Annotated in this window: 23 protein-coding genes; 9 read left to right on the top strand and 14 right to left on the bottom strand. The window is 34.2% G+C overall.

Going from position 1 to position 22,678, the window contains the following annotated elements:
* Positions 1 to 5 precede the first annotated feature (5 nt).
* Together JJQ98_RS07705 and JJQ98_RS07700 are read right to left on the bottom strand one after the other, a co-directional pair.
* On the bottom strand, positions 6 to 1,265 hold the full coding sequence (locus JJQ98_RS07705) for a glutamate-5-semialdehyde dehydrogenase (protein ID WP_151105139.1): 1,260 nt from the start codon (positions 1,263 to 1,265) through the stop codon (positions 6 to 8).
* On the bottom strand, positions 1,265 to 3,406 hold the full coding sequence (locus JJQ98_RS07700) for an RNA degradosome polyphosphate kinase (protein ID WP_281728930.1): 2,142 nt from the start codon (positions 3,404 to 3,406) through the stop codon (positions 1,265 to 1,267). The genes JJQ98_RS07705 and JJQ98_RS07700 overlap by 1 nt, the downstream gene beginning before the upstream one ends.
* Positions 3,407 to 3,552: 146 nt before the next feature.
* On the opposite strand from JJQ98_RS07700, the gene JJQ98_RS07695 reads away from it, so the two are divergent.
* The 5 genes from JJQ98_RS07695 to JJQ98_RS07675 all read left to right on the top strand — a co-directional run bounded on the left by JJQ98_RS07695 (position 3,553) and on the right by JJQ98_RS07675 (position 6,512).
* Positions 3,553 to 4,254, top strand: coding sequence for a toxin-antitoxin system YwqK family antitoxin (locus JJQ98_RS07695; protein WP_151105141.1), 702 nt, complete (start codon positions 3,553 to 3,555; stop codon positions 4,252 to 4,254).
* Positions 4,255 to 4,334: 80 nt separating this feature from the next.
* Complete coding sequence (locus JJQ98_RS07690) at positions 4,335 to 4,523, top strand: hypothetical protein (protein ID WP_151105142.1); 189 nt, start codon at positions 4,335 to 4,337, stop codon at positions 4,521 to 4,523.
* Positions 4,524 to 4,580: 57 nt separating this feature from the next.
* A complete protein-coding gene (locus JJQ98_RS07685; protein ID WP_151105143.1) occupies positions 4,581 to 4,769 on the top strand; it encodes a hypothetical protein in 189 nt (62 codons plus the stop codon).
* 57 nt (positions 4,770 to 4,826) lie between these two features.
* On the top strand, positions 4,827 to 5,645 hold the full coding sequence (locus JJQ98_RS07680) for a DarT ssDNA thymidine ADP-ribosyltransferase family protein (protein WP_151105144.1): 819 nt from the start codon (positions 4,827 to 4,829) through the stop codon (positions 5,643 to 5,645).
* A 66-nt stretch (positions 5,646 to 5,711) separates the two neighbouring features.
* Positions 5,712 to 6,512: a DarT1-associated NADAR antitoxin family protein gene (locus JJQ98_RS07675; RefSeq protein WP_151105145.1), complete on the top strand. Its 801-nt coding sequence runs from the start codon at positions 5,712 to 5,714 to the stop codon at positions 6,510 to 6,512.
* A 35-nt stretch (positions 6,513 to 6,547) separates the two neighbouring features.
* On the opposite strand, the gene rplS is transcribed toward JJQ98_RS07675, so the two are convergent.
* From rplS to ffh, 6 genes are all read right to left on the bottom strand, one after another.
* Entirely contained in the window at positions 6,548 to 6,904 is a 357-nt protein-coding gene (gene rplS / locus JJQ98_RS07670; protein ID WP_005023483.1) for a 50S ribosomal protein L19, read from the bottom strand.
* Positions 6,894 to 7,598 carry a tRNA (guanosine(37)-N1)-methyltransferase TrmD gene (trmD, locus tag JJQ98_RS07665; RefSeq protein WP_005023480.1) on the bottom strand — a complete coding sequence of 235 codons (705 nt, stop codon included), beginning with the start codon at positions 7,596 to 7,598 and terminating at the stop codon, positions 6,894 to 6,896. The genes rplS and trmD overlap by 11 nt, the downstream gene beginning before the upstream one ends.
* Positions 7,598 to 8,149, bottom strand: coding sequence for a ribosome maturation factor RimM (gene rimM, locus JJQ98_RS07660; RefSeq protein WP_054198631.1), 552 nt, complete (start codon positions 8,147 to 8,149; stop codon positions 7,598 to 7,600). Before rimM ends, trmD begins: the two co-directional genes overlap by 1 nt.
* Positions 8,149 to 8,388: a KH domain-containing protein gene (locus JJQ98_RS07655; RefSeq protein WP_005023473.1), complete on the bottom strand. Its 240-nt coding sequence runs from the start codon at positions 8,386 to 8,388 to the stop codon at positions 8,149 to 8,151. Before JJQ98_RS07655 ends, rimM begins: the two co-directional genes overlap by 1 nt.
* Positions 8,388 to 8,615: a 30S ribosomal protein S16 gene (gene rpsP, locus JJQ98_RS07650; RefSeq protein WP_040500204.1), complete on the bottom strand. Its 228-nt coding sequence runs from the start codon at positions 8,613 to 8,615 to the stop codon at positions 8,388 to 8,390. The genes JJQ98_RS07655 and rpsP overlap by 1 nt, the downstream gene beginning before the upstream one ends.
* Before the next feature lie 100 nt (positions 8,616 to 8,715).
* Positions 8,716 to 10,056 carry a signal recognition particle protein gene (gene ffh / locus JJQ98_RS07645; RefSeq protein ID WP_005023469.1) on the bottom strand — a complete coding sequence of 447 codons (1,341 nt, stop codon included), beginning with the start codon at positions 10,054 to 10,056 and terminating at the stop codon, positions 8,716 to 8,718.
* Between the two features lie 361 nt (positions 10,057 to 10,417).
* Between ffh and JJQ98_RS07640 the strand changes: the two genes are divergently transcribed.
* From JJQ98_RS07640 to polA, 3 genes are all read left to right on the top strand, one after another.
* Positions 10,418 to 10,819 (top strand): Fur family transcriptional regulator, encoded by a 402-nt coding sequence (locus JJQ98_RS07640; RefSeq protein ID WP_151105146.1) that lies wholly within the window; start codon positions 10,418 to 10,420, stop codon positions 10,817 to 10,819.
* A 334-nt stretch (positions 10,820 to 11,153) separates the two neighbouring features.
* Positions 11,154 to 11,891: a TerC family protein gene (locus JJQ98_RS07635; protein WP_005023460.1), complete on the top strand. Its 738-nt coding sequence runs from the start codon at positions 11,154 to 11,156 to the stop codon at positions 11,889 to 11,891.
* Positions 11,892 to 11,908: 17 nt separating this feature from the next.
* Positions 11,909 to 14,596 carry a DNA polymerase I gene (gene polA / locus JJQ98_RS07630; protein ID WP_151105147.1) on the top strand — a complete coding sequence of 896 codons (2,688 nt, stop codon included), beginning with the start codon at positions 11,909 to 11,911 and terminating at the stop codon, positions 14,594 to 14,596.
* 5 nt (positions 14,597 to 14,601) lie between these two features.
* Here polA and JJQ98_RS07625 read toward each other — a convergent pair whose 3' ends face one another.
* From JJQ98_RS07625 to JJQ98_RS07605, 5 genes are read right to left on the bottom strand one after another with little or no spacing between them, the layout of a single operon-like run.
* Positions 14,602 to 15,156, bottom strand: a complete 555-nt coding sequence (locus JJQ98_RS07625; RefSeq protein WP_238320782.1) for a thermonuclease family protein — start codon at positions 15,154 to 15,156, stop codon at positions 14,602 to 14,604.
* Positions 15,153 to 16,703, bottom strand: coding sequence for a dipeptide ABC transporter ATP-binding protein (locus JJQ98_RS07620; RefSeq protein WP_151105148.1), 1,551 nt, complete (start codon positions 16,701 to 16,703; stop codon positions 15,153 to 15,155). The genes JJQ98_RS07625 and JJQ98_RS07620 overlap by 4 nt, the downstream gene beginning before the upstream one ends.
* Positions 16,690 to 17,709, bottom strand: a complete 1,020-nt coding sequence (locus JJQ98_RS07615; RefSeq protein WP_151105149.1) for an ABC transporter permease — start codon at positions 17,707 to 17,709, stop codon at positions 16,690 to 16,692. Before JJQ98_RS07615 ends, JJQ98_RS07620 begins: the two co-directional genes overlap by 14 nt.
* 1 nt (position 17,710) lies before the next feature.
* On the bottom strand, positions 17,711 to 18,748 hold the full coding sequence (locus JJQ98_RS07610; protein WP_005023449.1) for a microcin C ABC transporter permease YejB: 1,038 nt from the start codon (positions 18,746 to 18,748) through the stop codon (positions 17,711 to 17,713).
* 9 nt (positions 18,749 to 18,757) lie between these two features.
* A complete protein-coding gene (locus JJQ98_RS07605; protein WP_054195813.1) occupies positions 18,758 to 20,569 on the bottom strand; it encodes an extracellular solute-binding protein in 1,812 nt (603 codons plus the stop codon).
* A 127-nt stretch (positions 20,570 to 20,696) separates the two neighbouring features.
* Here JJQ98_RS07605 and JJQ98_RS07600 point away from each other — a divergent pair, with 127 nt between their 5' ends.
* Positions 20,697 to 21,245, top strand: a complete 549-nt coding sequence (locus tag JJQ98_RS07600) for a hypothetical protein (protein WP_065830701.1) — start codon at positions 20,697 to 20,699, stop codon at positions 21,243 to 21,245.
* A gap of 77 nt (positions 21,246 to 21,322) precedes the next feature.
* Here the strand turns inward: JJQ98_RS07600 and JJQ98_RS07595 are convergent, their stop codons facing one another.
* On the bottom strand, positions 21,323 to 22,666 hold the full coding sequence (locus tag JJQ98_RS07595; protein WP_151105150.1) for an SLC13 family permease: 1,344 nt from the start codon (positions 22,664 to 22,666) through the stop codon (positions 21,323 to 21,325).
* Positions 22,667 to 22,678: the final 12 nt, after the last annotated feature.

Genomic DNA, 22,678 nt, shown 5'->3' with positions numbered 1-22,678 from the left:
TAAGTTTATTTCCTTATTTGTCCATTGCCTCGAATTTTGTATTTGTAGCTTGTAAGAGAATCTACTCCCATTGGACCTCTTGCGTGGAGTTTTGAAGTCGAGATGCCAACTTCTGCCCCATAGCCAAACTCTCCCCCATCGCTAAAACGCGTAGAGGCATTGACATAAACACACGCACTATCAATTTTGTTTAAAAATTCCTCTGCTATGCTATAATCCTCGCATAAAATAGCCTCACTATGCCCACTTCCAAAAGTTTGTATGTGTTGGATTGCCTCTTGTAAATCTTGCACGATTCTAAGATTTAAAATGTTTTCATTGTATTCAATATGATAGGATTCTAGCGGGATTAATTGGCATTCTATATTGTTTTGACTTAGAATCTCACATGCTTTCTTGCAGCCTTTGAGAATGGTATCTTTTTGCTTGAGTGCTTGAGCGACTTTGGGCAAAAATTCCTCTGCAAAGCTAGAATCAATAAGCAAAGTTTCACAAGCATTGCAGGTGCTGGGGCGTGAAGTTTTTGCATTAATGATTATTTCAATGGATTGTTCTATTTTGCAACTATGGTGAGCAAAAATATGGCAAACTCCCTTATCGTGCTTGATAATAGGGACTTTGGCATATTGACTAACAAAAGAAATCAATCCTTCTCCACCGCGTGGAATGAGTAAATCTACATATTCTTTAGCCTCCAACAGCTCTTTTAACTCTTCTCTATTTTTCATACTAGGCAGCAAAACAATCGCTTCTTGTGGAAGGTTGTATGTTTGTAAAACTTGAGAGAAAATTTCCACAATAGCTTCATTAGAGTTTTGTGCTTCTTTGCCCCCTTTTAAGATACATACATTGCCACTTTTGAAGCAAAGCCCAGCAGTATCACTTGTAACATTTGGTCTTGATTCATAAATAATTGCTATTAAGCCAAGTGGAACGCTTACTTTTTGTATCTCTAAACCACTTGCATTGCAAAAACCACTTAAGATTCTATTCAAAGGGTCTGGAAAATCTGCAATTTCTCTTAAGGAATTTGCCATATCAACAATGCGTTTTTCATTGAGCATTAACCGCTCTAGCATAGCGGAATTGAGATTGTATTGTTTGGCGTTTTTTAAATCTTTTTGGTTTGCTTCTAGGATTTTTAGGGTTTTGTTTTCTAAATTTCTTGCACAATCTCTTAAGAAATTTTGCCTTATTGTGTGTGGGAGCTGGGAGAGAATGTTTTTTGCTTCTTTGGCTTTTTTCAAAGTTTCATAAAGTTTCATCAGTTCTCCCTAAACATTCTTCGTGCGAGTTTTTTGGCTTTTACTTCCTCTTCTTCTCGTTTTAATGAAGTGTAAGTTGCGTTAGTGTAGTCCTCTAAGATTTTTTGGCTATTGATTTTTTTGCCATCAATAGGGCTTAATTTTTTATATTCTCCATTGCTTTGAAGTTCGTGTGCTTGAGAATTGTCTTCACTTTGGAGGCGAATTATGCCAAAAAGTTTATCTGCGAGATTTTTTTCAAATACCGGTGTCATTAATTCCACTCTGCGTTCCAAATTTCTAGGCATTAAATCTGCACTTGCAAAGTAGATTTGTGGAGTTGCATTTTTGAAATAATAAATACGGGCGTGTTCTAAATATTTCCCCACAATAGAAACGACGCGGATATTTTCACTCACTCCCTTGATGCCTGGTTTCAAACAACAAATTCCACGCACGATTAAATCAATCTTAACTCCAGCATTAGAAGCCTCATAAAGTGCCAAAATAACATCGGTATCCACGATAGAATTTGCTTTTAGGATAATTCTTCCCTCACTTCCCATTTTAGCCTCATTAGCGATTAATTCTAAAATCTTTGGTTTGATTTGCAAGGGTGCTGCAAGAAGCGTGTTGAGCTTGGATTTGTGTGAGAATCCAGAGAGGTTGTGAAAAAACTTGATTGCATCTTGGGTAAATTCTTTTTTGGAAGTCATATAGCTAATGTCTGTGTAGATTTTGGCGGTGCTTGGATTATAATTGCCCGTGCTTAAATGCACATATTCACGCAATTCTTTGTCTTCTTTTTTGATTACAAGTGCGATTTTGGCATGGACTTTTAGCCCGGGGACTCCATAGATTACATGTGCGCCAGCTGATTCTAGGGCTTTTGCCCAATGTAGATTGTTTTCTTCATCAAATCTTGCTTTTAGCTCTACTAGGGCAGTTACTTGCTTGCCATTTTCGGCTGCTTCAATGAGTGCTTTTACAATGGGTGAATTTTTGCCTACACGATAAAGTGTCATGCGAATAGAAAATACATCGGGATTTTTGGCGGCATTTTGGATAAAGCTGACAATGGGGTCAAAACTCTCATAAGGTTGGAATGAAAGAATATCTTGTGTATCTAAAATAGAAAAAATATTTACATTAGAATCTAAGGGCGGTAGAATCTTTGGCGTGTAGTTTGGAAATGTAAGTTGGGCGAAATTTTTGTTCCCCACAATTTCCCATAGAATGCTTGAATTCATCGGCACTTCGCATTCATAAATATCTTCAGGAGAAACGCGGATATAATTTGTAATAAATTTTTTGAGTTCATTATCTGAAGTTTTGCCGATTTCTAAGCGGATAATCTCTCCCTTTCTACGAGATTTTAAGCCCTCTGTCATCAAAGCTAAGAAGTCATCGCCTTCTTCCTCTTCTATTTCAATATCTGCATTTCTTGTCACCCTAAAAGCAGTCCAGCTTAGCACGCGAAAACCCGGAAATAATTCACTTGTAAATTCTGCTACAATGCTATCTGTCAAAACATAAATATCCCCAAGCTTGATAAATCCCGGAAGCATTCTTGAGATTCTTGTCATACCAAATTTGATTTCATTTGGATTATCAAGGCTTTGAAGTTTTAATGCCAAAACATAGCTAAGATTATTGAGGTGCGGGAATGGGTGAGTGGCATCTACAGCAATAGGCACTACGATGGGATAGAGGTGATTCATAAAATAAGTTTGCAATTCTTTTTTTTGGGATTCTTCAACTTCCTCATAATTTTTGATACAAAGCCCGAGTTTTTTTAGCTCACTAATGATTTCAAAATAGCAAGATTCCAAAAGCTTTTTTTCATTTTTCAAATAAGTCCGAATCTCATCTAACTGCTCTTTTGGAGTTAGCCTATCTGCCCCGCTTTCTGTGATTCTAGCGGCATATAGTCGCTTCAATCCAGCAACACGCACCATATAAAATTCATCGAGGTTTGTCCCATAAATGGCGATGAATTTTAGACGCTCTAGAAGTGGATTTTCTTTGTTTTGGGCTTCGCTTAAAACTCTAGTGTTGAATCGCAACCAAGAAAGTTCGCGGTTAATGAAGTTGGAAGGTTGATTCAAAGGATTTGTCATTTTTGTCCTTATTTGGAAGTTTTTATAATTATACCTTAGCATTGTAAAAATATCCAAAAGATTTTTGATGAAAGTTTTGAAAATTATCTTGGGGGTGATTTAAGCAAATCTTAATGGGGGGGGGGGGGCAGAATTATAAACTTGATTTCATGCTGTTTGTTTGAAACAAAACCAATGAAGGAGATTTGATGGAAATTATTTTGGCGTTAGCACTTTTTGTAGGGGTTATAGTATGGGCTATTGGTAGCAATAATGCGGATAAAAAAGTGACAATTAAAAAAGAATATTATCCAAAGGGGAGATTAAAAACTGAAACCCCCTATAAAGATGGAAAAATCAATGGAATTGCAAAGGCTTATTATGAAAGTGGAAAATTACTATTGGAAAAACCTTATAAAGATGACAAAGCAAATGGAATTGCAAAAATTTATTATGAAAGTGGAGGATTACTACTGGAAACACCTTATAAAGATGACAAAGCAAATGGAATTGCAAAACTTTATTATGAAAATGGAAAATTAAAAGAGGAAACTTCTTTTGTAGATGGTAAAAAAAATGGAATTGCAAAAATTTATTATGAAAATGGAAAACTACAAAGGGAAATCCCCTACAAAGATGGTAAAAAAAATGGAATTGCAAAAATTTATTATAAAAATGGAAAAATAGATCAGGAAGCCACTTTTGTAGATGATAAAGCAAATGGAATTCAAAAACTTTATGATGAAAATGGAAAAATACAACAGGAAGCTACTTTTGTAGATGACAAAATAAATGGAATTGTAAAAGTTTATGATGAAAATGAAAATTTAAAAGTTTATGATGAAAATGGAAAGTTAAAAAGCGAGACAGGTTATAAATATGATTTGGAAGTTTGGAGTAAAGATTACTGATTTGAGTAGTGATTGACCAAAATATCCAAGCAAGGCAAATGGAATCGCAAAATAATATTAAAAAAATCAAAGGAGTTGTTATGGAATTTTTAATCTTGGTGGTTGGTGTTATTGTCGCATTATATGTTTTAAATCTTAGTATTATTAAGAAGTTTCGACGCAATCTTAGCAATGACATTGAAAGGTCTATCATGAAAAACTATAAGCCCTTTACCGACGAAGAAAAGAAAAGATGGCAAGAGATTTTGAAAGAGATTGACGATAGATAAAAAATCGTAAAAAATATTTAGGGAATTTTATACAAAACTTTAATCAAAGGAGTTGTTATGGAATTTTTAATCTTGGTAGTTGGTGTTATTGTTGCATTATATGTTTTAAATCTTAGTATTATTAAGAAGTTTCGACGCAATCTTCGCAATGACATTGAAAGGTCTATTATGAAGAGCTATAAACCCAAAACCGATGCTGAAAAGAAAAGGTGGCAAGAGATTTTGAAAGAGATTGACGATAGATAAAAAATCGTAAAAAATATTTAGGGAATTTTATACAAAACTTTAATCAAAGGAGTTGTTATGGAATTTTTAATCTTAGTGGTTGTTGTTATTGTTGCGTTGTATATTTTTAATCTTGGTGGCGTTAAGCAGCACAGACGCAATCTTCAAGATGAAATTGAGAAGAGTTTAGATAAAAGCTATAAGCCCTTTACTGCCGAAGAAAAGAAAAGATGGCAAGAGATTTTAAAAGATATTGAAGCGGATAAGAGAAATAAAAACTATCGTAAAAATGAAGAGCAAGAAGCCTATCATAAAAAGGACAATTTAAAAGAGAAAGCTTTTGATGGGGTGCCACAAACTAACTATTATCCAGAAATTAAGAGGTTTTTGGAGAAAAGAGGGATAAAATACCTCGTGCATTTTACTGATGCGGCTAATATCTCTTCTATCAAAAGGAATGGTTTGCTTAGTAGAGCCTTTTTGCAAAGAAGAGGAATGGAATTTAGATTTAATGATAATGCGAGATGGGATAAGAGATTGGATTATATTTCCCTCTCTATTACAAATCCCAATAATTATGTTTATCAAAGCTTTGTGAAGAAGGGAAGTATCCAAAGGGGAGCGTTTATTTATATCGATGCTAGTATCCTTTATAAAGAAAGCAATGATAGGCTTTATTGTGTAACCAACGCTGCTTCTACTAAATGTCCAAAAGGTAGGACATTATCGGATTTAGAGCGAATGTTTGATGATGTGGTGTATTTTGAGACAACAAGAGGAAAGCAACAGGTAAAAAGATATAATAAAGCAGCCAATGAGCCAACCTATGAGCAAGCAGAGATATTGTATCAAGGATCAATAGATCCAAAATATATCATACGCATTGAGTATTCTTAGCCTATGAATGATGATTTGGATGATATTCCTTTCTAGTAGCGTTAGAAAATAAAAGGAGATAATGCAATGAGCAGACAAAAAAAGCAACCAAGAAGCAAAAAGCTTTGTTTTATTAATCAAGCTAATGGAGTTTTGGAAAAGGAATTTGAGTTTGATTATTTTGGTGGATTTGCAATAGGGCAAAAACAGAAGTGTATTTGTTCTCTACACGATGAAATTCTCAAACAATACCCTAATTCCAATATTTTGGAAGTTTCTACAAAATCTCCCAATAAAGAGCTAGGGTTTCAACTTAGTGCCTTTAATCTCACTTTGCAAGGCGTTTGTATCGAGGATATTTTTCAAACTGCAAAAGTTTTTGTCAATAGTGATGGCTATTGTGAAGGATTTGATGAAATCAAAGAAAGAATATTCAATGATGAAATAAGGCTAGATGCAACCAATAAAACCGATAAAGAAAAGGCAAAAAAGATTTATCAACAGCTAAAAGCGAGTGGTTTTTGGGATACAAAATCAAAAAGGGATTTAAATAAGCTTTATTTGATGCTTTATCCACAATCCCAGTTGGATTATTTTGATTACAAAGGCAAGCAATATCCCAATGAGCCTAAAACCTTGTTTTATGATTACATTTATATCCAAGCATTGAGAGAGCACAAAATAGATTTATCAAAATACAATGTTTTTACTGATATTGAGTTTGGCAAAAATTCAATCAACTGCCAAGCAAGAAGTTGTGCATTGTATAATTATCTTATTCAAAATGGTGAATTAGAGCATTATCTTGGAGTAATGGAAAATATAGAAACACAAGATAATAAAAAAGAAATAGAGAAACTTTATAAGGAAGTTTTTGTATTGATGTGAAGCTTGAAGTAAAAATGAAAGCAGAAGCTAAGAGATTATTTTCTAATCTCTTTAATCCTTGCAGATTTTCCGCTTCTAGTGCGTAGATAATAGAGTTTTGCACGTCTAACACGACCGATTTTAAGCACCTTGATACTATCAATACTTTCTGAATAAATAGGGAAAATTCTCTCAACTCCAACGCCATTAGCACCGATTTTTCTAATCGTAAAAGTCTTGCCTGTGCCAACCCCGCGTAAAGAAATACAAATCCCTTCGAAATTTTGGATTCTTGTTTTGTCGCCTTCTGAAATACGAATCCCAACCCTCAAAGTATCTCCAGCTTTAAATTGTGGAATCTCTTTTCCTGCCATTTGTGCATCTTCAAAATGTTGAATGTATTTATTTCTCATTTTTTAACCTTTGTTTGTATTGCCAATAGAGGTCTAATCTATGGAATCTAGTTTTTGCCTCTGATGCTTTTAATTTTAAGTCGCAAATTTTAGCATGATTTCCCTTTGAATACTCTGAAGGAATACTTAAATTTTTAAAAATATGAGGTTTGACAAAATTTGGCGCTTCAAGCAAAAAATCTTCATAACTCTCGCCCTTTAGAGATTCGCTATTGCCAAGCACCCCATTAATTTGCCTTGCAATGCTATCACACAAACAAAGTGCCGCAAGCTCACCACCTGTCAAAATAAAATCCCCTATGCTAAAAACTTCATTTGCATAAAGCTCAATCAATCTTTCATCAAATCCTTCATAACGCCCACAAACAAAAACAATATGCTCTTTTTTTGCCAAACGCCTAGAATCTTTGTGGTTAAAATTTTTCCCACAAGGTGTTAAAAAGATAATATGTGCTTTGGAATCTTGATTTTTGATAGATTCTAATGTATCACTCAATGCAAAAGGCTCTAGCACAAGCCCAGCACCTCCACCAACTTGATAATCATCAACTTTCAAAAATCGATTTTTGCTAAAATCTCTTGGATTTATGTATCCAACAGAAATTTTTTGATTTTTTATAGCACGGCACAAAATCGAATCGCTAAAATACGATTCTAATAAATGCGGAAATAGGCTCACAAAAGAAAAGTGCATTAGCTATTTTCCAAAATTTCTTTACAAAAATTTGTATGGATTATCTTGGGGGTTGTGTGGATATCCACTTCTTTGATATAGCGTTTTTCATAAGGCACTAGAAAGCTTTTTGGGAATCCTTTGGCTTGTAAATCGTGGCTAGTTTTTATTGATAAGAAATCTTTTTGCCCAAATCTTTCTATTTCGCATACTTCCCCCAAAATTTCTTCTGATTCAAGTATTTTGCTCCCTATAATCTCAAACCAAAAAAATTCATCTTCTTTTAATTTGCAATGTTCTTTGGTGAAATCTTGTGTTGTGTAGAGTATGAGGTTTGTGAATTGTTTTGCGATTTCTCTTGAATTAATTTGAGTAAATTTTATGCGAGAGTTTTCTTTGTTGTAGGATTGTATTGTCAAATCACCTATTTGCGAAAAATAAGTATCGCCCACTTTCAAAACTTCGGGAAAGTCTGTTAATAAATGCAAAAGGACTTCCCCTTTTACACCTACTGGGCGACCAATTTTTGCGACACTTACCCAATCTTTTTGTATTTTGTGTTTTTGAAGCATTATTCGGGTTTTACAATCACTCTGTATGAATTCCCATCTTTTGCTTTTAAACCAGAAATAATGGTTTTAATGGCACTAATCATTTTGCCATCTTTTCCGATTAATCTTCCAGCATCTTGTGCAGAAGAGATAATCTCTATTTCATAAAAATTTGTGTCCAATTCTTTTTTATGAATTTGTATTTTTTCAGGTTCATTGACAATTTTTTTGACATATAATTCAACGAATTTTTCAACCATTATTTTGTGATTGCCTGCACTCTTTCGCTCATTTTTGCACCAACGCTTGTCCAATATTTCAAACGCTCTGCATCAAATTTCACAGTTGAAGGTTCTGTCAAAGGATTGTAATAGCCAATAGATTCAATCCAACCCCCATCTCTTTTTTTTCTACTATCTGTTACTACGATTCGATAAAATGGTTTTTTCTTGCGTCCCATTTTTGTTAGACGAATAACTGTTGCCATAAGCAAACTCCTTAAAATAAATCTAATTTTACAGACATAAATCTGTCTAAAAATGAAATTTTATTCTTTTTTAGACAAACTTATGCTTAAAGAGAAAAGATTATCTCTTTAAACCTCCCATTCTCGCATCTTTCATCAAAGCCATTAGGTCGCTCATTCCGCCTTTTGATGAGAATCTTTTCGCCATTTTTGCGGCATTTTCAAATTGTTTTAAGAATCGATTCACATCACTTACATCAACCCCAGCTCCAAGTGCTATGCGTTTTTTGCGACTACCATTTAATAAATCGGGATTTTCTCTCTCTTTGGGCGTCATTGAATTTACCATTGCTCTTATTTGTTTGATTTCTTTGGAATTGTCCAAATCAACATCTTTTAAAGCACCAGCCATATTTCCAAGCCCCGGAAGCATTGAAATGATAGATTGCATAGAGCCAATTTTTTTGATATTGTCCATTTGTGCTAGAAAATCATTGAAGGTGAATTTACCCTTTTTGATTTTTTTGGAAATATCTTTTGCTTCTTTTTCACTGATAATCGCTGCTGTTTTTTCGGCTAGTGAATGAATATCTCCAGCCCCCATAAGCCTACCAACGATTCTTTGGGGGATAAAAACTTCCAAATCAGGAATCTTCTCTCCCACCCCAATAAAACGCAATGGAATTCCGAGTTGATGTGCGATAGAAAGAGCGATTCCGCCTTTGCTATCTCCATCAAATTTGCTTAAAATCACTCCGCTTAAATCCATTTTTTCATGGAAAATCGCAGCACTTTTCACACCATCTTGCCCACTTAGGCTATCTACAACATAAAAAATTTCATTAGGTTGGATAGAATCTTTAATCCCTTGTAATTCCTGCATTAAATCTTCATCAATAGCCAAGCGTCCCGCACTATCTACAATTAATACATCATAAAGCCCAGAAATAGCCTTTTCTTTAGCAGCTATTGCAATTTCAATAGGGCTTTTATTTTCTTCATAGAAAAAATCCACTTCTACTTGCAAACTTAATTGTCTAAGCTGCTCAACTGCCGCTAATCTTTGCAAATCACACGCAGCTAGCAAAACTTTTTTTTGTTTGTTTTTGAGGTAGTTTGCTAGTTTTGCTGTGGTTGTGGTTTTACCACTTCCTTGCAAACCAGCCATTAGGACAATTGTTGGGGGTTTGGGAGCAAAAATAAAACCATAATTTCCCGGTGCGGTTAAGATATGTGTTAAAGATTCTTTTAATGCGTTTAAAAAATTTTCCTTTCCAATTCCGGCTAATTTTGTTTTTTGTTCTATTTCTTCTAAAAGAGATTTTAGAACTTTGTAATGAACATCAGATTTTAAAAGAGTTTTTTTTAATTCATCTAATGCTCTTTTTAAGGCTTTTTCATCATCTTGAAAGCGAATTTTGTTAATCGCACTTTGAAAACTTTCTGTAATTGCACCAAACAAGTTTTTATCCTTAAGAAATCAAATTGGTAAATTTTATAAAATTTTTTGGCTTAGATTCTATAAAATTTTAACTTTAAATACAATAAAAACTTTTATCAAATAAGACAATTTTGGGCTATATTTAAAGTTTTGTTTGCTTTGATGGATTAGGTTTGCGTATTTTAGAAAACAGCAAAATTTTAATTCATTTAAAGAAATAATTTTATTGACAAAAAAATATTTTATTGTAAAATAAAAATTTAGTTAATAAAAGTTATCCTAAATAATTATAGGAGCTTCTGTTTTGAAAAATGTATAGAATCTTGAGTGTTTAGAGGCTCTTATAGTTTTTGGGAGTTAAAATATTTAAAGGAATTTATTGATGTTTGAAGAAGTTTTGAAGCAAAATAATTTAAAAATCACTCCACAACGCGTTGCAATTTTGAAAGAAATCAAAAAAAGTGGGCATATTAGTATTGAAGAAATTTATGAAAATATCAAAGAGATTCATCCTTCAATTTCCCTAGCAACAATTTATAAAAATCTTACTTCTATGCAAGAGGCTCATATTGTCGATGAAGTTAAACTTCCCAACCAAAAACAACGCTATGAGCTTGTCAAACAACCTCATATACATCTTATTTGCGAGAAATGCGGAAGTATTATGGATATACATTTTGATAATTCTATTGAAAGACTTAAAAAAGAATGTGAAGAGCAAACTTATTATAAAGTCAAGGATACTTCTATAGCTTTGCTTGGTGTTTGTCCAAAATGCCAGTGATTTGGTTTTTGTATGACTTTGGCTTTGTTGCCATGAAGATTGGTAGCAGAGAAAGCTTGATTTTGTAGTTTTGTAAAATTAGATTATAAAACAATATAATGGCATATAAATTTGAGATTTAGAAATGTATAGAGTATCTAAAACTTATTTTTGAGTGCTAATTAATGCTTTTGTAAAATTTAAAAATTTAGAAAACATTGAGTATAATAACGCCCAAAATTTTAATGTAGCATTTGTTTGTTGAGCGAAGAATAACTTAAGAAAAGTTATTTAGGACTCAACAAAAGCTTTGGAAGTTTGATTTTGCATCATAAAATTAATAAAGGAATAGTAAATGTTTGAATGGATTTTTAGTGCTGAGATGTGGATAGCCTTAGCGACTTTAATTGGGCTAGAAATAGTGCTTGGGATTGACAATATTATTTTTATTGCGATTTTGGTTGGTAGGCTTCCAAAAGAACAAAGACAGAAAGCTAGAATCTTTGGTTTGAGTTTGGCAATGATTACGCGTTTATTGTTGTTGCTTTCTTTGTTTTGGATTATGAAACTAACTACCCCATTATTTAGTGTGTTTTCTCAAGAGATTTCTGGACGAGATATTATTTTGATTTTGGGGGGATTGTTTTTGATAGCAAAATCCACATTGGAGATTCATCATGATATTGATAATGCTGGGGAAAAAAGTGATGAAGATATACTAAAAGAAGGTGCAAAGAGAGGGTTTTTTAGTGTGCTTATTCAAATTGCTATTTTAGATATTGTATTTTCATTGGATTCTGTAATTACAGCAGTTGGTATGGTAAGCAATATCGAGATTATGATGATTGCGGTAATTGTTGCTGTTGGCGTAATGATGATAGCAAGTAAAAGCATTTCAGAATTTGTAGATGAGAATCCTACTATAAAGATTTTGGCATTAGCATTTTTGATTTTGGTGGGAGTTACTTTGGTGGCTGAGGGCTTAGAGTTTCATATTTCCAAAGGTTATATTTATTTTGCTATGGCGTTTTCTTTGGGGGTTGAATCTATCAATATTTACATTAAGAAAAAGCGTTTGCAAATCAAAGGATAATTAATTTTTGGAGAAATATGAGAACTTTAACGATTATTGATACTTTTGGATTTTTATTTCGTAGTTATTTTGCATTACCGCCACTCAAAAATCATGAGGGGTTTCCCACTGGTCTTTTGACGGGATTTGCAAAGCTAATTATGCAACTTCATAGAGATTATCCTAAGGATTATTTGGTTTTTGCCTTGGATTCCAAAGGCGAAAATTTCCGCAAACAAATTGATCCTCTTTATAAGGCAAATCGCCCAGAAATGCCACAAGATTTGAAGCTCCAACTTGAAGTGGCGATTAAATGGGTTGAAGATATGGGGTTTAAAAATATTAGCATTGAAGGATATGAGGCAGATGATGTGATTGCCTCTATCAATAAACAAGCTAATCAATTAAAAGTTAATGTAAGAATTATTAGCCACGATAAAGATCTTTATCAGCTTATTGATAGAGATACCTTTTTGTTTAATCCTTCCAAAAAAGAGGAGATTAGGGAAGAGGAATGTATAGAAAAATATGGGGTTAGTCCTAGCCAGTTTGTGGATTATCAAAGTATCGTTGGAGATAGTGTTGATAATGTCCCGGGTGTCAAAGGTGTGGGTGCAAAAGGTGCAGCGAGTTTATTGGGGGCTTATCAAACTTTAGATGGAATCTATGAAAACATTGAAAAAATCCCGCAAAAGCGCATAAGAGAATTATTGCTTGCTTCCAAAGAAGATGCCTATCGCAGTAGAGAGCTTGTGCGATTGAGAGATGATTTATTGGGAGATTTTGATTTGAGCAAATGTGAAATGCCTCAAGATTGCCCATTGTTGAATATTTTAGATTCGCTAAAACACTATGATTTAAATAGCATTTTAAAAAAACTCCATAAAAATCCCATTACCAAAAAGAAAATAGTCCAAAAACAGAGTATGCAAGAAAATACGCAGGAAAAACAATTTATTTATAAATCCCATTTGATTAATACTGATGAAAAATTAAGAGAACTTTTATCCACATTTACGCCAGAAGATATTTTTTCTTTTGATACTGAAACGACTTCTTTGGAAGTAAGGAGTGCAAAGATTGTTGGATTTTCCTTTAGTGTCAATGGAGTGGATTCTTATTATGTCCCTATTGCTCACAATTATTTGGGAGTTGAAGAGCAGGTTAGTTATGAATGTGCTAAAGAATTTATTGAATATATTTTTGGCTGTAAATATGTGATTGGGCATAATCTTAAATACGACCTTGAAATTTTAAAGACTAATTTTGATTTTGTTTTGCAAGATTTTTCCAAAATCCGAGATAGTATGCTTTTGGCGTGGCTTTTGCAAAGTGACGCATTGTGCAATTTGGATTTTTTGATGAAAAAATATTTTAATCATGAGATGATACATTATAAGGATATTGTGCATAAAAAAGAAAATTTTTCTCAAATTTTGATTCAATATGCTTGCGAATATGCAAGTGAAGATGCAGCGGCTTGCTACCAGCTGTATTTTAAGCTTAAGGGATTAGTGGATGAAAGGTTGATGGAGATTGCTAAAAATGTAGAATTTCCATTCATCCAAAGTTTAATGAATATGGAATTGATAGGCATTAAGATTGATTTGGAGTTTTTTCAAGAATTGATTTTGGAATCAAGAGAGAGGTTGCATCAAATCTCTGAAGAAGTTTTTGCTTTAGCTAATAAGCGATTTAATCTCAATTCGCCTCAACAGCTTGCAACGATACTTTTTGAAGAGCTTAATTTGCAAGCAGGCAAAAAAACAAAATCCGGCTTTAGCACCTCTGAATCGGTTTTAAATTCGCTTTATGATACGCATCCAATTATTCCAAAGATTCTTGAATATAGGGAATTTTTTAAGCTTTATAGCACTTACATTGAGCCTTTGAGCGAGCATGCAAAAGCGGATTTGCAACATAGAATCTACACTTCTTTTATGCAAACAGGAACGAGCACTGGGCGTTTGAGCTCTAAAAATCCAAATTTGCAAAATATTCCAGTCAAAACAGCACAAGGGAGACGTATAAGGAGGGGATTTATCGCAAAAGAAAATCACCTTCTTGTTAGCTTAGATTACTCGCAAATTGAATTGCGTCTTTTGGCGCATTTTTCAGAAGATGAAGCCATGATTGAAGCTTTTTTGAAAGATGCAGATATTCATTTGGAAACTGCCAAAAAGATTTTTGGTGAAGATATGGCACAAGAAAAACGCGCAATTGCAAAAAGTATCAATTTTGGTTTGATTTATGGAATGGGTCCAAAAAAGCTTTCAGAAACATTGAAAATTACTTTTCAAGAGGCAAAAACTTATATCCAAAATTATTTTACTTCATTTCCGACAGTTAAGGAGTTTTTGAAGAATCAAGAAGAGTTTATTTTGGAGAATGGATATTCTAAAACATTGCTTGGAAGAATGAGGAAATTTGATTTTGAGGGAGTGCAAGAGTATCAAAAAGCGGCTTTTTTGAGGGAGGGAATCAATGCGATTTTTCAAGGGAGTGCAGCAGATATTATTAAAATGGCAATGAATGCTATTACAAAGGCTAATTTAGAATCTAAGCTATTATTGCAAGTGCATGATGAGCTGATTTTTGAAGCACCCAAAGAGATAGCAAAAAAAGAATCCGAGGAAATTGCAAAGATTATGGAAAATATCACAACTTTGAAAGTCCCTTTAAAATGCACTATTAGCATAGGCGAGAATTGGGGAGAGCTAAAGTAAAATTCCTATTTTTGGGATTCTTGTGCAATTTGCCTTAGAGTGCTTTTGAGGCATTCCATTTCTTGATTCCATTCTTTCCATAAGCCCCTTTTTTGACTTCTTGCAAGATTTTCTAAAATTTCTAGTTTTTCAATTATTTCTGGCTGGCTAGTGTCAAAATATTGCACCACCCCATATCCATCTTTGATAATTTCTTCATTAAAGAGATTTCCTCCATTTTGCAAAAAGCACCAACCATTTTGGTAATGTATGGTGTATTGTTGCTCCAAAAAAATTTTATTTCTCACATAATTCATTGCAAAATGCCGCATTTCCTTAATGGCTTTTGGTGTGATTTGGCAATCTCTTTTGAAATCTTTACTTGCTGATGCCACTCCATAGAGCTGACAATATAGCATTCCATTATCTTTGGAATATACGCTAAATACAGCGGGTGCATAAATATTTTTTAGAATAACGCGTTGGGTTATGGGTGTGAAAACAAAAGAATAAAGATGCAGCACAGCAAGGCTGGATATTAGTCCTATCATAAAAATTTTTTTAATCAATTTTTGTTTCAAATTCCACTTGCCTCCAAAAGTTTTTTGACATAAGCATTTTTGGGATTTGCAAAAACTTCTTGAGTATCGCCTCTTTCTAAAATTTCTCCCTTTTTTAGGACAATTACACTTTGACATAAACTTGCAATCACGCTTAAATCGTGGCTAATGCAAATATAGCTTAAATGGTATTGTTTAGCAAGTCTCAAAAGCAATTCCAAAATTTGTTTTTGCGTATTTTTGTCTAATGCACTTGTGGGCTCATCAAGCAATAAAATTTTGGGTTTTAGGACGAGGCTTCTAGCAATGCTTATTCGCTGTCTTTGTCCTCCGCTTAACTCATTTGGATAGCGTTCTAAGAAGCTTTCATCTAAGCTGACATCTAAAAGAGCTTGAGTGATTTTTGTTTGATAGTTTGGAATCTTGTGGGCTAATAGTCCTTCTTTTAGAATCTGGGAAATTGTCATTTTGGGGTTGAGTGAGCTAAAAGGATCTTGAAAAATCATTTGAATATTCTTTCTAAAATCTCTCAAAGATTCTCCTTTGAGGCTAAAAAAATCTTGTCCTAAGAGCTTAATTGTGCCATTAGATTCTATTAAGCGGCAAATGGCATTCCCTAGAGAAGTTTTGCCGCTGCCAGATTCACCAATAATGCCTAAATTTTCGCCTTCTTTGAGTTGAAAACTAAGGGGTTTTAGGGCTTCAAATTTTTCTAATGCTTTACCCCAAAAATTTTTTTTGACAATGTAAGATACCCCAAGATTTTCCACTTCCATAATTGTTTTGCCAAAATTTTTTTGCGTGTTGTAATGGAAGGTTAGCGATTCTACTAAGAGCTTAGTATAAGGATTTTTGGGACTATTAAAAATAGAGCTTGTATCCCCGCTTTCTATAATCTTGCCCTTTTTTAGGACAAGGATTTTTTTGCAGAGCTTAGAGACAGCCAAGAGGTCGTGGCTAATAAACAAAATACTTAAGTGGAGTTTTTTTTGCAAGAATTGCAAAAGTTCAAGGATTTGCTGTTGGGTTGTAGAATCTAAAGCGGTGGTTGGTTCATCGGCAATAAGGATTTTTGGAGAATTTGCAAGGGCAATAGCAATGCAGATTCGCTGTCTTTGTCCCCCGCTTAGTTCATGTGGATAAGAATCAAGCACTTTTGGGGGAAGAGAAACATTTTCTAGCAGTTCTAAAATTCGTTTTTGGAGTGTATCTTTGGGGCAAGTGGGATTGTGGATTAAAATAGCCTCAGTGATTTGTTTTTTGATTTTGTGTAGAGGATTTAATGCGCTAAGTGGTTCTTGAAAGATATAGCTAATTTCTTTGCCACGAATTTTTTGCATTTGCTTTTGGGAGAGATTTAAGAGATTTTGCCCTAGAAAATCAATTGTTCCGCTTTGGTGTTGGATATTTGGAAGAAGTTGCAAAATAGCATTGCCAAGCATAGATTTTCCGCTTCCTGATTCTCCAACAATTCCTAGAATCTCGCCTTTTGGTAATTCAAAAGAAATATTTTCAAGGCAGAAATTTGCAAGTTTTAAGCTTAGAGATTCTACTTTAAGAATTGTCATTTTCGCTCCTTAGGGCATCTCTTAAGCCCTCACCAATAAAAACCAACAAACAAAGCAAAATACTTAAAATAAAAAATCCACTCAACCCAAGCCAAGGGGCATTAAGGTTGTTTTTGCCTTGAGAGAGAATCTCGCCCAAACTTGCACTAGGTGGAGGCAATCCAAGCCCAAGAAAATCTAAAGATGCTAGAGTAGTAATGCTTCCACATAAAATAAAAGGTAGATAAGTTAGCATTGCTATAAGGGCGTTTGGCAAAATGTGATAGAAGATGATTCGCCAATGACCAACCCCAAGCATTTTTGCTGCTTTAATGTATTCTAAATTCCTCACTTTTAAAAATTCAGCCCTTATAAAAGGCACGAGTGCAATCCAAGAAAAAAGTAAAACAATCAAAAGGATTGTCCAAAATGTTGGTTGCAATAAGCTTGCAAAAATAATAAGAATAAATAAAATCGGCATTCCGCTCCATATTTCTATAAGCCTCTGTCCAAATAAATCTACCTTGCCTCCAAAATACCCACAAATTGCTCCAACTAAAAATCCAATGATAGAACTAAAAAAAGTCAAAATAATCGCAAAGAGGATAGAAGTTTGTAAGCCATAAAGTAGGCGTGCTACAATGTCTCTTCCCAAATCATCTGTCCCTAGCCAATTAGATAGAGTAGGTGGAGTGGGGGCGGGAGAGGGTAGGTTGTAGATAATAGTATCATAAGAATAAGGGATAAGAGGCATAATAAAAAAGCCTTTTTGGCGGATTAAATCTTGCAAATAAGGATCGTTGTAGTTTGCATCACTTTCAAAATCTCCGCCAAAAGTAGTTTCTGGATAGTTTTTGAAAATAGGAAAATAATTTTTGTTGTCATAGCGTATATACAAAGGTTTGTCATTAGCGATAAATTCCGCACTTAAACTGACAAGAAAAATACCCAAAAATATCCATAAAGAATAAAATGCTTTTTTGTTTTTTTTGAAGGCTGTGTAATGTCGAGTTGTGAAAAATCCCATATTATGCCTTTTGAAAATGGATTCTTGGATCAATTAAAGTATAAAGCAAATCGCTAATGAGAGTTGCAATCAATCCAAAAAGTGTAAAAATATACAAAGTCCCAAAAATTACAGGATAATCACGAGTGATAATGGATTCATAGCCTAATAATCCTAAACCATCTAATGAAAAGATAATTTCTATCAATAATGAACCCATAAGAAAAATTCCTAATAAAGCAGCAGGAATAGAAGAGATAATTAGCAACATTGCATTGCGGAAAATATGGCGATAAAGGACTTGTTTTTCGCTCAAACCTTTAGCAAAGGCGAGCTTAACATATTGTTTGGAAATTTCTTCTAAAAAAGAGTTTTTAGCAAGCAATGTTAAGGTTGCAAAGCCACCAATGCTTAGTGAAATGACAGGCAAAGTAATGTGCCAAAAATAGTCTTTGATTTTCTCCATCAAAGAAAGCGATTCAAAATTATCACCCACAATTCCTCGCAAAGGAAACCAGCTAAAATAAGTGCCTCCTGCAAAAAAGATGATTAAAATCAAAGCAAAGAGGAAAGTGGGAATGGCATTGCCTATGATAATAAGTGTGCTTGTAAGATTGTCAAAGGGAGTGCCATTGCAGATGGCTTTTTTGATGCCAAGTGGAATTGAAATAAGATAGATTAGTAAAGTGCTCCAAAGTCCAAGGGAAATAGAAACCGGAAGTTTTTCTAAGATGAGATTGACAACAGAGGTATTTTTATAAAAGCTATCTCCAAAATCAAAAACAATATAATTTTTTAACATCAAAAAATAACGCTCCAAAAGAGGTTTGTCAAAACCATAAAGTGCATTGATTTTAGCAATAGTTGCCTCATCTAAACCTTGATTTTTATAAGTGCTTCCGCTAGAAACTTCACCTTGTAGATTGTGTGATTCTAGTTTGGCTATCATTTGCTCTACCGGACCTCCCGGTGCTGCTTGGATAATGAAAAAATTTAAAGTAATAATGCCAAGAAGAGTTGGGATAATCAATAAGAGGCGTTTGAAAATATAGGCTCCCACAAAACTTCCTTAGCGTCTAAATGAAGGATATTTTTCTTGAAGTTTCAAAAGTTTTTCTTCATTAACCCACCAAGTTTCAAAACCAACATTGTAAATGGGGGTAATTTTGGGATGTTCTAAAAAATTCCAAAAAGCTACCCTAAAGGTTTTGGTGTGAAAATGAGGGATTACATAATAATTCCACAAAAGTACTCTATCAAGCGCTCTTGTTGTTATGAGTAATTCTTGATAGTTTTTAGCATTGATTACTTTTTCAATCAAAGAATCTACCACAGGATTTTCTATGCCTGCATAATTATAGCTTCCCTCGGCTTTGGCAGCACTTGATCCCCAAAAGAATCTTTGTTCATTTCCCGGTGAGAGACTTTGAGGGAAAACCGCCACAATCATATCATAATCAAAAGTCCTTAAGCGGTTAATGTATTGACTGACATCTACAAGGCGAATTTTCATTTCAATTCCAAGAGATTGCAAATTTTTGGCAAAAGGAACAGCCACTCTTTGCATAGCTGGGGAAACCAATAAAAGCTCAAAGACAAAAGGTTGATTGTTTGGATTATAAAGCTTCCCATTTTTCATTGTGTATCCTGCTTCTTTGAGCAGGTTTTGTGCTTTTTTGAGATTTTCTCTATTGCTGCCATTGCCTGTGGTTGTAGGTAGTTCAAAGCTTTGTGTGAAGAGTTTTGGAGGGAGATTGTTTTTAAAAGATTCTAGAAGTTTTAATTCTTCGCCCAAAGGCACTCCAACGCTTGCGAATTCTGAATTGTCAAAAAAGCTTTTAGTTCTTGAATATTGATTGTAAAAAAGATTCTTATTGCTCCATTCAAAATCAAAAGCAAGTCCCAAAGCTTCCCTTGTTTTAATATCTTTGAAGAAATCCTTGCGTAGATTAAAAACAAAGCCTTGCATTCCGCTAGAGAGAGAGTGCAAAATTTCTTGCTTGATAATCTCACCTTCTTTAAGTGCTTTGCCTTCATAGCCCAAAGCCCAATTTTTCGCACTCATCTCTTGTCTGTAATCATATTTTCCAGCTTTAAATGCCTCTAGTGCTACTGAATCATCTTTGTAATATTCAAAAGTGATTCTATCAAAATTGAAATGTCCAATGCGTGTGGGGTGATCCTTTGCCCAGTAATTTTCTACTCTTTTGTAGGTAACACTGCGTCCAGCATCAAATGATTCAAGTTTATATGGACCGCTTCCTAGCGGGATTCTAAGTGAGTTTGAATGAAAATCTATCCCTTCATAATAATGTTTGGGAAGAATTGGTAAATCCCCTAAAATCAGGGCTAATTCGCGATTGTTGGAATCTTTGAAATTAAAGCGAATGGTATATTTATCAACCACAATAGCTTCTTTGATGTCAGCATAATAGCGCGCCATGGAGGGATTTTCCCCTCTAGCAAGAGTGTTAAAGCTAAATTCCACATCAAAGGCAGTAATTTCCTTGCCATCATGAAAACGAGCATTTTCATTTAAATGGAAGATTACAAAAGTATTGTCTTTTGCTCTTTGGATTTGTTTGGCTACTAATCCATATTGACTGCTTGGCTCATCATAAGAACGCACCATTAAAGTATCATAGATAAGATGCAAACCTTGCGCACTCGTGCCTTTTAGCAAAAAGTCATAAAAGCTATCAAAAGTCCCAATTGCATATTCTTTGATATGCCCACCTTTTTGGGCATTAGGATTGACATAATCAAAATGCTTGAAATTTTTGTATTTTACTTCCCCATTGATAGCAAATGCATTATTGCTATAAGTATCAGCCGCAAAAAGAGAGAAGTTTAATAAAAACAAGAATAATAAATAACGCATAAGTTTTCCTATTATTTTAAGGGTTTTTGGATTCTATCAAATAAAAGATTATTTTTACTTAACATTATATTCACATTTTTTAAATATAATTCAAACCTTCAATTTTGTTTGTATAAAGGAGTTTTTGATGACAAAACAATTTCGCAATCTTCACATCTATCTTAGCTTGTTTTTCTTGCCGGTTGCTTTGATGTATGCACTCACGGGTGTTTTATATATTAGTGGATTTGACCAAGATAGCGGAGCGACAAAAAACACTTATATCCTCAATGCGGAGATTCCTAAGGGCGGAGAAATTGATGCAATGTTGAAGTATTTAGAAGAAAATAATTTGCCTCTACCTGCAAAAACAGAGCCAAAACCTAATAAGAGTGGTGCATTGAGTATTGGTGGCACACATTATTCTGCAAGTATCGCACAAAGTGGGGAGAATCAATGGACTATTAACACTACTAAGCGTTCGTTGATTGGGGATATGATTATGTTGCACAAGGCAAAAGCTAAATGGTATTTTAATGTTTTAGCCATTGGTTTTGGTATTACGATGGTTTTGCTTTACCTCTCTGGATTGATGATTACTCTTTTTAACTCTAAGAAAAATAGAAATATTCAATATGGGACAATTTTGGCAGGCTGTCTTGTAAGCATTGTTTTGGGCGTTTTGAGTGTTATGTAATCAAGAATGGGTTTTTCCATTCTTGAATCTGCATTGCTTTTATTCTTTCAAATAATGCGTAAAAAGTTTCTTAAAACTCACCAAACCAAAGAAGCAAATATCGTAATTAAAACAATTGAAAATAAATTAACCCATACGCCATATTTCATCATTTCTATTTGTTTGACATAGCCTGTTCCATACACAATTGCATTAGGTGGAGTTGCCACAGGTAGCATAAAAGCACAACTTGCACCAAATCCAATTACAAGTGGCAAGATATGTTCTGGCATTCCAATAGCTTCGCCAACTACTCCAAAAATCGGCACAAGTAGGGCAGCACTTGCTGTGTTGCTTGTAAATTCGGTTAGAGCAATGATGAAAAAGGCTACTACAATAATGATAATTAGCCAATGGCTATTGCCAAAGATTTGTGCTACACCATTTGCCAAAACCGCACTAGCTCCAGAATCTTTTAAAATCGCACTCAAAGCTAATCCCCCACCAAAAAGCCACAAAACACCCCAATCTGTATTGTTTTGAATATCTTTCCAAGTGGCTACTTTGGTAACCCCAATAGCAATGGCACAAGCAAGGGCAATAATGGTGTCTAAATCATCAATACCCCCCAAAAGAGAACTGATTTTTGCACTCAATATCCATGCAAGTGCAGTGAGGGCAAAAATGATTAGGGTAATGGTTTTTTTGTGATTCCATTGTGTGTTTTCTAATTCTATGCTAAATTGAGTGTTTAAATTAGGCTTCAAAAGTAAATACAAAATAATAATGCAGCTAGGTAACATAATTAGCATAAATGGTATTCCAAGCTTCATCCAATCAAAAAAGTTCATTTGCAAATATGCAGCTGCAATTGCATTTGGTGGGCTTCCAACCAAAGTTCCAAAGCCTCCGATACTTGCACTATATGCCACACCCAAAAGCACAAACACAAAAGTATTGCGGTCTTTGTCTATTTTGAGATTAGATAGAATACCAAGTGCCAAAGGTAGCATAATAGCAGCAGTGGCAGTGTTGCTAATCCACATTGAAAGAAGGGCAGTAACACAAAAGAGCAGGATAATAGCTAAGCTCATTTTGCCTTTTGCTAAGTAAATGAGATAATTTGCAATGAAACGATCTAGTGCTTGAATATGCAATGCACTAGCAATCGCAAAACCTCCAAAAAACAGGAATATCACCGGATCAGCAAAAGTTTTTAATGCACTAGAGGTATTTTCTAAGCCAAAGATTACTGCCAAAAAGGGCACGCACAATGCAGTAATGGCAGTATGGGTAGCTTCTGTAATCCACAAAATCCCCACAAAAATCAAAATGCAAATCCCGATGTTTGCATTTCTCTCAAAGGGCAAAAAAGTATATAAAAGCGCAAAGATAAGAATATCAATTGCAATAATAATTAGAGATTTTTTTATTGATTCCAAATCAATTTCCCC

The organism is Helicobacter pullorum NCTC 12824 (assembly GCF_017979475.1).
GTDB classification, from domain to species: domain Bacteria; phylum Campylobacterota; class Campylobacteria; order Campylobacterales; family Helicobacteraceae; genus Helicobacter_D; species Helicobacter_D pullorum.
The sequence above is the reverse complement of the archived record's forward strand: the minus strand, read 5'-3'. Positions and strand labels throughout refer to the sequence as shown.

Excerpts from the sequence above, each read along its gene's own strand:
- JJQ98_RS07600 (WP_065830701.1), top strand. The coding sequence starts at position 20,697 with ATGACAAAACAATTTCGCAATCTTCACATCTATCTTAGCTTGTTTTTC.
- JJQ98_RS07705 (WP_151105139.1), bottom strand. The coding sequence starts at position 1,265 with ATGAAACTTTATGAAACTTTGAAAAAAGCCAAAGAAGCAAAAAACATT.
- JJQ98_RS07700 (WP_281728930.1), bottom strand. The coding sequence starts at position 3,406 with ATGCTAAGGTATAATTATAAAAACTTCCAAATAAGGACAAAAATGACA.
- polA (WP_151105147.1), top strand. The coding sequence starts at position 11,909 with ATGAGAACTTTAACGATTATTGATACTTTTGGATTTTTATTTCGTAGT.
- JJQ98_RS07620 (WP_151105148.1), bottom strand. The coding sequence starts at position 16,703 with ATGACAATTCTTAAAGTAGAATCTCTAAGCTTAAAACTTGCAAATTTC.
- JJQ98_RS07640 (WP_151105146.1), top strand. The coding sequence starts at position 10,418 with ATGTTTGAAGAAGTTTTGAAGCAAAATAATTTAAAAATCACTCCACAA.
- trmD (WP_005023480.1), bottom strand. The coding sequence starts at position 7,598 with ATGCACTTTTCTTTTGTGAGCCTATTTCCGCATTTATTAGAATCGTAT.
- JJQ98_RS07695 (WP_151105141.1), top strand. The coding sequence starts at position 3,553 with ATGGAAATTATTTTGGCGTTAGCACTTTTTGTAGGGGTTATAGTATGG.
- JJQ98_RS07655 (WP_005023473.1), bottom strand. The coding sequence starts at position 8,388 with ATGGTTGAAAAATTCGTTGAATTATATGTCAAAAAAATTGTCAATGAA.
- JJQ98_RS07680 (WP_151105144.1), top strand. The coding sequence starts at position 4,827 with ATGGAATTTTTAATCTTAGTGGTTGTTGTTATTGTTGCGTTGTATATT.
- JJQ98_RS07675 (WP_151105145.1), top strand. The coding sequence starts at position 5,712 with ATGAGCAGACAAAAAAAGCAACCAAGAAGCAAAAAGCTTTGTTTTATT.
- JJQ98_RS07615 (WP_151105149.1), bottom strand. The coding sequence starts at position 17,709 with ATGGGATTTTTCACAACTCGACATTACACAGCCTTCAAAAAAAACAAA.
- JJQ98_RS07635 (WP_005023460.1), top strand. The coding sequence starts at position 11,154 with ATGTTTGAATGGATTTTTAGTGCTGAGATGTGGATAGCCTTAGCGACT.
- rpsP (WP_040500204.1), bottom strand. The coding sequence starts at position 8,615 with ATGGCAACAGTTATTCGTCTAACAAAAATGGGACGCAAGAAAAAACCA.
- JJQ98_RS07685 (WP_151105143.1), top strand. The coding sequence starts at position 4,581 with ATGGAATTTTTAATCTTGGTAGTTGGTGTTATTGTTGCATTATATGTT.
- JJQ98_RS07690 (WP_151105142.1), top strand. The coding sequence starts at position 4,335 with ATGGAATTTTTAATCTTGGTGGTTGGTGTTATTGTCGCATTATATGTT.
- rimM (WP_054198631.1), bottom strand. The coding sequence starts at position 8,149 with ATGCTTCAAAAACACAAAATACAAAAAGATTGGGTAAGTGTCGCAAAA.
- rplS (WP_005023483.1), bottom strand. The coding sequence starts at position 6,904 with ATGAGAAATAAATACATTCAACATTTTGAAGATGCACAAATGGCAGGA.
- JJQ98_RS07605 (WP_054195813.1), bottom strand. The coding sequence starts at position 20,569 with ATGCGTTATTTATTATTCTTGTTTTTATTAAACTTCTCTCTTTTTGCG.